4 protein-coding genes and 2 pseudogenes are annotated in these 7738 nt (G+C 72.8%); 1 reads left to right on the forward strand and 5 read right to left on the reverse strand.

Annotation, left to right across the window (positions count from 1 at the left end; genetic code table 11):
• Positions 1-671: pseudogene (locus MTQ10_RS25015) on the forward strand (hypothetical protein); the annotation flags it as partial.
• On the opposite strand, the gene MTQ10_RS25020 reads toward MTQ10_RS25015, so the two are convergent.
• The 5 genes and pseudogenes from MTQ10_RS25020 to MTQ10_RS25040 form a co-directional block, all read right to left on the reverse strand.
• Entirely contained in the window at positions 628-1737 is a 1110-nt protein-coding gene (locus tag MTQ10_RS25020; protein ID WP_247472418.1) for an enolase C-terminal domain-like protein, read from the reverse strand. The pseudogene MTQ10_RS25015 and the gene MTQ10_RS25020 overlap by 44 nt on opposite strands.
• On the reverse strand, positions 1734-3557 hold the full coding sequence (locus tag MTQ10_RS25025; RefSeq protein ID WP_247472419.1) for a thiamine pyrophosphate-requiring protein: 1824 nt from the start codon (positions 3555-3557) through the stop codon (positions 1734-1736). The genes MTQ10_RS25020 and MTQ10_RS25025 overlap by 4 nt, the downstream gene beginning before the upstream one ends.
• A 38-nt stretch (positions 3558-3595) precedes the next feature.
• A complete protein-coding gene (locus MTQ10_RS25030) occupies positions 3596-6673 on the reverse strand; it encodes an FAD-binding and (Fe-S)-binding domain-containing protein (protein WP_247472420.1) in 3078 nt (1025 codons plus the stop codon).
• 205 nt (positions 6674-6878) lie between these two features.
• Positions 6879-7442, reverse strand: coding sequence for a cysteine hydrolase family protein (locus tag MTQ10_RS25035; RefSeq protein WP_247472421.1), 564 nt, complete (start codon positions 7440-7442; stop codon positions 6879-6881).
• Between the two features lie 69 nt (positions 7443-7511).
• Positions 7512-7738, reverse strand: a pseudogene (locus MTQ10_RS25040) (hypothetical protein); the annotation flags it as partial.

The following is a 7738-nucleotide window of genomic DNA, read 5'->3' on the forward strand; positions in this document are numbered from 1 at the left end:
CCCCCACGCCGACCCCCACGCCCCCGAGCGGCAACGCACTGACCAACGGCGGCTTCGAGCAGGGCACCACGGGCTGGACCCAGAGCGCCGGCATCATCACGGACTCGACCCTCCGGCCCGCGCACGGCGGGTCCCGTTACGCCTGGATGATGGGGTACGGTGCCCCCGCCGTCGAGACCGTGTCCCAGTCGAACATCGCGGTGCCCTCCACCGGCTCCCCGAAGCTCACCTTCTGGCTGAAGGTCTCCACCCAGGAGTACGGCCTCACCGCCTACGACACCCTCAAGGTCAAGATCAACGGCACCACGCTCGCCACCTGGTCCAACGCCGACGCGAGTGCCTCGTACGTCCAGAAGACCGTCGATCTGTCCGCCTGCAAGGGGCAGACGGTGAAGCTGGAGTTCGCCGGCACCGAGGCACCTACCTGTCGACGATCTTCCTGGTCGACGACGTCGCCATCGGCTGACCGGCCCCTCGCTCCTGTGCCTCCGCGCCCCTGTGACCCGGCCTCCTCGGCGGCCCGGTCACAGGGGCCGACGCATGTGCACGCGCCGGTGTCCCGGTCCCTCCGTCAGGACGGGCCGGGCGGCGATGCCTCCGGAGCGGGTACGGGCCGAGGCCGCGCGCTCAGGCCACCCGGTAGGGGCGGGCGCGCCGCTCGTCGACGGTGAGGCCGAGACCGGGCGCGCCGTCGGCGCCGGGGGTGAGGGTGCCGCCGTCGGGGGAGAGGACGCCGTCGAACAGGGTCCGCTCGATGCGGACATGGTCGTGGAACCACTCCAGGTGGCGCAGGTTGGGCACCGTCGCGGCGGCGTGCGCGTGGGCGTGCGGGGCGCAGTGCCCGGAGATGTCGATGCCGTGGGCCTCGGCGAGGGCGGCGGCGCGCAGCCAGACGGTGATGCCGCCGCAGCGGGTGACGTCGGCCTGGAGGCAGTCCACCGCCCCGGCGGCGAGGAGGTGCGCGAAGTACGGCAGGGTGTAGCCGTATTCACCGGCCGTCACCTCCTGGGGCACCCGGGCGCGGATCGCGGCGAGGACGGACGGGTGGTCGGAGGAGACGGGTTCCTCGAACCAGGTCACGCCCTCGTGGTCCAGCGAACGGCCCATTCGTACGGCCTGTTTGGTGCCGTAGCCGCCGTTGGCGTCCACGTAGAGGGCGGTGGTGTCGCCGATGGCGGCGCGTGCCCGGGCGACACGATGCCGGTCGCGTTCCTCGCGCCGGCCCCATGACTCCGCGACCTTGATCTTGACGCGGGGGATGCCGTCGTCCTCGACCCAGCCGCGCAGCTGCCGCTCCAGCCGGTCGTCGTCGTACGTGGTGAAGCCGCCGCTGCCGTACACGGGCACCTCGTTCCGGGCCGCGCCGAGCAGGTGTACGAGGGGCAGGCCGAGCAGGCGTGCCTTGCAGTCCCACAGGGCGATGTCCACGGCCGAGATCGCCTGGGCGGCGATGCGGGGCAGCCCGGCGTTGCGTACCGCCCGGCGCATGGCCTCGTTCGCGGCCGGTACGTCGAGGGCGGGGGAGCCGGTGACGACATCGGCGAGGACGCCGGAGACGACGTGGGCGGTGGCGGCGGGCGCGTAGGTCCAGCCGAGGCCCGAGACGCTGCCGCAGCCGACGGACACCAGCACCAGGGTGGTGCTGTCCCAGGCGAGGGTGCCGTCCGCCTCGGGGGCGTCGGTGGGCACCGTGTAGACGGACGTCTCCACCCGGTCCACGGCAGGGGGCCGGTTCATGTGCCGTCCTGCGCGCCGGGCCGGTCCGCGCGGTGCCGGCGGCCCGGCAGGAACTCCTGGACCTTGGCCTTGAAACCCTGGCGGACCACGGCCGCCCGGTCGCTGTCGCCCTTGAGGACCGAGGCCGCCGCCGCCTCGATCTGGTCGAGACTCGCGTGCGGCGGGACCGGCGGTACGGCGGGGTCGGTGACGAAGTCCAGGACGCAGGGCCGGTCGGCGGCCAGCGCGGCCTGCCAGGCGTCCACGACGTCCCCCGGCTTCTCCACCCGGATGCCCTTCAGGCCCAGTGTGCGGGCGATGTCGGCGTACTGGACGTCGGGGATCGACTGGGAGGGCAGGAACTGCGGGGCGCCCTGCATGGCCCGCATCTCCCACGTGACCTGGTTGAGGTCCTGGTTGTTCAGCACCGCCACGATCAGCCGCGGGTCCTCCCACTCGTGGTGGTACTTCGCGACGGTGATCAGCTCGGCCATGCCGTTCATCTGCATCGCCCCGTCGCCGACGAGCGCGATCGCCGGCCGGTCGCCGTGCGCGAACTTCGCGCCGATCGCATACGGCACCCCGGGCCCCATGGTGGCGAGCGTGCCGGACAGCGAGCCGCGCATGGCGCCGCGCAGCCGCAGATGGCGGGCGTACCAGTTGGCGGCCGAGCCGGAGTCGGCGGACAGGATCACGTTCTCCGGCAGCAGACCGTCCAGCGCGTGGACGACGTACTCGGGGTTGAGCGGGGCGGCGTCGACCGCGGCGCGCCGCTGCATGACCTCCCACCAGCGGGCGGTGTTGTTCTCGATCTGCCGGCGCCAGCCGCGGTGCCTGTGCGTGTCGAGCAGCGGCAGCAGCCGGGCCAGGGTCTCGCGGGCGTCGCCGACGAGGTTGACCTCGAACGGGTAGCGCAGCCCCACCATGTGCGGGTCGATGTCGATCTGCACGGCCCGCGCCTGCCCGAACTCGGGGAGGAACTGGGTGTAGGGGAAGGAGGAGCCGATCACGAGGAGGGTGTCGCAGCCCGTCATCATCTCGTACGAGGGCCGGGTGCCCAGCAGTCCGATGGAGCCGGTGACATACGGCAGGTCGTCGTCGAGGGCGTCCTTGCCGAGCAACGCCTTGGCCACGCCGGCGCCGAGCCGGTCGGCGACCGCCATGACCTCCTGCCGGGCTCCGCGGGCCCCCTGCCCGATGAGCATGGCGACCTTCTCGCCCGCGTTGAGCACCTCGGCGGCACGGGCGAGGTCCTCGTCGCCCGGCACGGGGGCGTACCGCGCCATGCCGAGGCTGGAGGGCACCATCTTGAAGGCGTGGCCGGGCGGGATGTGGTCGAGTTCCTGGACGTCGGCCGGGACGATCACGGCGGTGACGGAGCGGCGGGCGAGGGCGGTGCGGATCGCCCGGTCGAGGACGCCCGGCAGCTGTTCGGGGACGGTGACCATCTCGCAGAAGTCGGAGGCGACGTCCTTGTAGAGGCTGACGAGGTCGACCTCCTGCTGGTAGGAGCCGCACATGGCGCTGCGGTCGGTCTGTCCGACGATCGCGACGACCGGCACATGGTCGAGCTTGGCGTCGTACAGCCCGTTGAGCAGATGGATGGCGCCGGGCCCGGACGTGGCGGCGCACACCCCGAGCCTGCCGGAGAACTTGGCGTAGCCGACCGCTTCGAAGGCGGACATCTCCTCGTGCCGGGACTGGATGAAGCGGGGGTTGTCGTCGGCGCGGCCCCAGGCCGCGAGCAGACCGTTGATGCCGTCGCCGGGATAGGCGAAGACATGCTCCACCCCCCACTCGCGCAGGCGCTCGAGGAGACGGTCGGAAACCTTCTGCGACATGTTCGGCAGCCTTTCCGGTAGTCCTTCGTGAAGAGGGGTCAGCGGCGGCGCAGCGAGCGCACCGCCGCCCGCCCGGCGGCCGTCGCGGCGGTCGCGGTCACGGCGGCGGCTCCCGCGCCGGCGGCCCAGCGGGACGCGCGGGAGGGCGGGCCGGGGCGTACGGCGCCGCGCTCCGGGTGCTCGGTCGGCAGCGGGCCCTCCAGGCCGAGGGCCAGGGCCTCCGCCAGATGCAGGGCCCGCCGCCCGGTGCCGCCCTGTTCGATCTGGGTACGGCAGCTGAAGCCGTCGGCCAGGACGAGGCTGTCCGGGGCGGCGGCACGCACCGCGGGCAGTACGCCCAGTTCGGCGACGGCCATGGAGACCTCGTGGTGGCCGCGTTCGAAACCGAAGTTGCCGGCCAGGCCGCAGCAGCCCTCGTCGAGGACATCGGCGTCGATACCGGCGCGGCGCATCAGCTCGCGGTCCGCGTCGAACTTCATGACGGCGTGCTGATGGCAGTGGGTCTGCACGGTCGCCCGCCTGTCGAGCCGCGGGGGCCGCCAGTCGTCGGGCGCGTGCCGGACGAGCTGTTCGGCGAAGGTGCGGACCTGCCCGGACAGCCGCCGCACGTCCTGGTCGTCGGGCATCAGCTCGGGGGCGTCGGAGCGGAAGACGGCGGTGCAGGACGGTTCGAGGCCGACGACCGGGGTGCCCGCCTCCAGGAAGGGGCGCAGCACGCCCAAGGTGCGGCGCAGCATCTTCCGCGCGAGGACGAGCTGCCCGGTGGAGATGAAGGTCAGCCCGCAGCACACCGGCCGGGCGGGGACGGCGACGCGGAACCGGGCGTCCTGGAGGACGCGTACGGCCGAGACGGCGATCGAGGGATGGAAGAAGCCGGTGAAGGTGTCCGGCCACAGGACGACGGTGCGCGGGTCGGCCGGGTCGGGTTCCTCCTCGCCGTGGGCCCGCCACCACTGCTGGAAGGACTGCCCGGCGAAGACGGGTGCCGGGCGGGCCTCGGCCACGCCGGCCAGACGCTTGCCCACACGGGCGAGGCCGGGCGCGTGCAGGACGCTGTTGACCGGCCCTGGCGCCAGGCGGGAGAGCCGCGCCCACACGGGCAGCCAGCCCATGGAGTAGTGGGCGGCGGGCCGCGGTCGCCGCTCGTAGTGGTGGGCGAGGAACTCCGCCTTGAGGGTCGCCATGTCGACACCGGTCGGGCAGTCCGACTTGCAGCCCTTGCAGGCCAGGCACAGATCCAGCGCGTCGCGCACCTCCGTGGAGCGCCAGCCGTCGGTGACGGCCGAGTCGGCGTGCCCGTCGAGCATCTCGAACAGCAGCCGCGCCCGGCCCCGCGTGGAGTGCTCCTCCTCCCTGGTCGCCCGGTACGAAGGGCACATCACGCCGCCGGAGTGGCCGCGGCAGTTGCCGATGCCGACGCAGCGCATCACCGCCCGGTCGAAGGAGCGGTCGTCGTCCGGGAAACCGAAGTGGGTCGCCGGGGTCGTCGGACGCCAGGAGGAGCCGAGACGCAGCTGCCCGTCGACCGGGCCGGGACGGACGATCTTGCCGGGGTTCATCCGGTCGTCCGGGTCGAACAGCGTCTTCAGCTCGCCGAACGCGGCCACCAGCCGCTCCCCGAACATCCGGGTGAGCAGCTCGCCCCGGGCCTGGCCGTCGCCGTGCTCGCCGGAGAGGGAGCCGCCGTAGGAGACGACGAGGTCGGCGGCCCGCTCCAGGAAGCGGCGGAACACGGCGACACCGTCGGCGGTCCTCAGCTCGAACGGGATGCGGGTGTGGACGCAGCCCTGCCCGAAGTGCCCGTACAGGGACGGACGGTCGTAGTCGAACTCCTCGAAGAGTTCCTTCAGTTCGCGCAGATAGTCCCCGAGCCGTTCCGGCGGTACGGCGGAGTCCTCCCAGCCCTCCCATGTCTCGCGCTCGTCGGGCGGCCGGGCCGTGACGCCGAGCCCTGCCTCGCGCGCCCGGAGCATCCGCTGCTCGCGCTCGGGGTCGTCGGAGAACGCGACACCGGCGTCCTGCTCGGAGCGGCCCACGGCGCGCAGCAGGGCGTGCGCCTGCTCGTCGACGTCCTCCTGGCTGTCGCCGCCGAACTGGAGCATCAGCCAGCTGTCACCCTGCGGCAGGGCGCTCAGGGAGGCCAGGTGGGTACCTTCCTCGCGCATCAGCTGCGCCATCCGGCCGTCCAGTGCCTCCAGCTGCCCGGGGGAGCAGTGCTCCAGGAGCCGGGGCACGTCGTCGGCGGCGGCGCAGATGTCGTCGTAGCCGAGGACGAGCAGGGACTGGTACGGCGGCACCGGCACGAGGTCGAGTTCGGCGTGCAGTACGGTCACCAGGGTTCCCTCGCTGCCGACCAGGGCCCGCGCCACGTCGAAGCCGTTCTCCGGCAGCAGCGAGTCGAGGTTGTAGCCGGAGACCCGGCGCGGGATCTTCGGGTAGCCTCGGCGGATGTCGGCGAGATGCCCGGTGACGATGCGGTCCAGGCCGGCGTACAGCTCGGCGCGCCGTCCGCCCCGCGCGGCGATCCGCGCCCGCTCGGACTTCGACGTCGGCCCGACCCACATCCGGGTCCCGTCGTAGGTGAGCACCTCCAGACGGCGCACATTGTCGACGGTCTTGCCGTACGCCTGCGCGGACGCGCCGCACGAGTTGTTGCCGATCATGCCGCCCAGCGCGCAATGGCTGTGCGTCGACGGCCTCGGCCCGAACTGGAGCCCATGACCGGCCAGCCTTCCGTTGAGCGCGTCCAGCACGATCCCGGGCTCGACGACGCAGGTACGGGCGTCGGGATCGACGGCGACGAGCCGGTGGCAGTACTTGCTCCAGTCGATCACCACGGCGGTGTTGGTCGCCTGCCCGGCGAGACTCGTCCCGCCGCCCCGCGACAGCACCGGGGCCCCGAACCGGGCGCACACCCGTACCGCCGCCGCCCCGGCTTCGACGGTACGGGGCACCACCACGCCGATCGGCACCTGACGGTAGTTGGACCCGTCCGTGGAGTAGGCGCCCCTGCTGCCCGCGTCGAACCTGACCTCGCCGTCCACCTCCCCGGCCAGTGCCGCCGCGAGCCCGGCCGTGTCCACGCCCGCCGGGGTGCCGAGAGGGGAGCGAGTCATCAGGGGGAACCGCCTTCCTCGGACGTGGACGGTGCCGAGGGCCGCGCGCGTTCACCGGCCACCGCCGTGCGGAGGTGGTCGGGTACCCGCCCTCGGGGCCGTCATGGCAGCACTTTCGGCGGCCGCCGGAGGGGGACCGGTTCCGGCCGGGGCGGCCGGGGGCGGTGCCGTGTCACGGGAGCGGCGGGCCGACCGGCGCGCCAGATCACCGCGAGCTGTGGAAGTCGAGTTCTTTCGCCAGGACGAGCCCGGCGCCCATGTTCCGCTCCATCATCTCCAGCGCGGCGTCCGCCAGATGGGGATGTATCGAGGCGACGGCGTCCCTCGGCACCGTGACCTTCAGATGTCGGATGTGCGCGTCCAGGGCGGAGTACAGGACGCACTGCTCGGTGACCTGACCGGTCAGGATCACCCTTCCGACGCCCAGATGCCACAGCAGATACGCCATGGGGGTGTCGTAGAAGATCGAGTGCCGGGCCTTGACCACGAACAGCGACGAGTCGTCCGGCCGGACCGGCTCGACCAGGCCGGCGCGCGGACCCGACAGCGCGGTCTCGACCAGCTCTCCGTGGTGGGACCGCCACAGTCCGAAGTTGTCGTTCGCGTAGATCACGGGCACGTCCGCCGTCCGCGCCCGGCCGATCAGGTCCGCGAGCACGGGCACGACCCGCTCGGCCGCGGGGACGAGCAGCTCGGCGTCCTTGTGCTCGTACGTGTTGATCATGTCGATCACGACGAGTGCGGTGCCGTCCGGCTTTCCGGGGGTCATCGTGCCGCCTCCTGGAGTGCGGGTCGCTCGGCGCTGACGGAGCCCGGGTACCCGCTGATCAGGAGGGCGTCACGGTTCGGCGTAGAGGTCGATGGAGGAGCTGAGGAGTGCGCGCAGGGCGTCGGCGCGGTGCCGGTCCTCCTTCTGGTCGCTGAGGGCCTGGTCGGTGGCCAGGAGGCGGGCGACGGCGTCCGGTTCGCCGTCGACCAGGTCCCAGACGCCGGGGGTGGTGACGAAGTCCAGGCACGCGGTGAACAGGCGGCGCGTGGCGGGGGACGGCGGGGCCGGGTCGGGGG

The sequence above is a fragment of the Streptomyces sp. XM83C genome (assembly GCF_023072675.1).
Classification (GTDB): domain Bacteria; phylum Actinomycetota; class Actinomycetes; order Streptomycetales; family Streptomycetaceae; genus Streptomyces; species Streptomyces thermocoprophilus.

Bases quoted from the DNA above. Each gene is read 5' to 3' on its own strand.
- MTQ10_RS25035 (WP_247472421.1), bottom strand. From the start codon at position 7,442: ATGACCCCCGGAAAGCCGGACGGCACCGCACTCGTCGTGATCGACATG.
- MTQ10_RS25020 (WP_247472418.1), bottom strand. From the start codon at position 1,737: ATGAACCGGCCCCCTGCCGTGGACCGGGTGGAGACGTCCGTCTACACG.
- MTQ10_RS25025 (WP_247472419.1), bottom strand. From the start codon at position 3,557: ATGTCGCAGAAGGTTTCCGACCGTCTCCTCGAGCGCCTGCGCGAGTGG.
- MTQ10_RS25030 (WP_247472420.1), bottom strand. From the start codon at position 6,673: ATGACTCGCTCCCCTCTCGGCACCCCGGCGGGCGTGGACACGGCCGGG.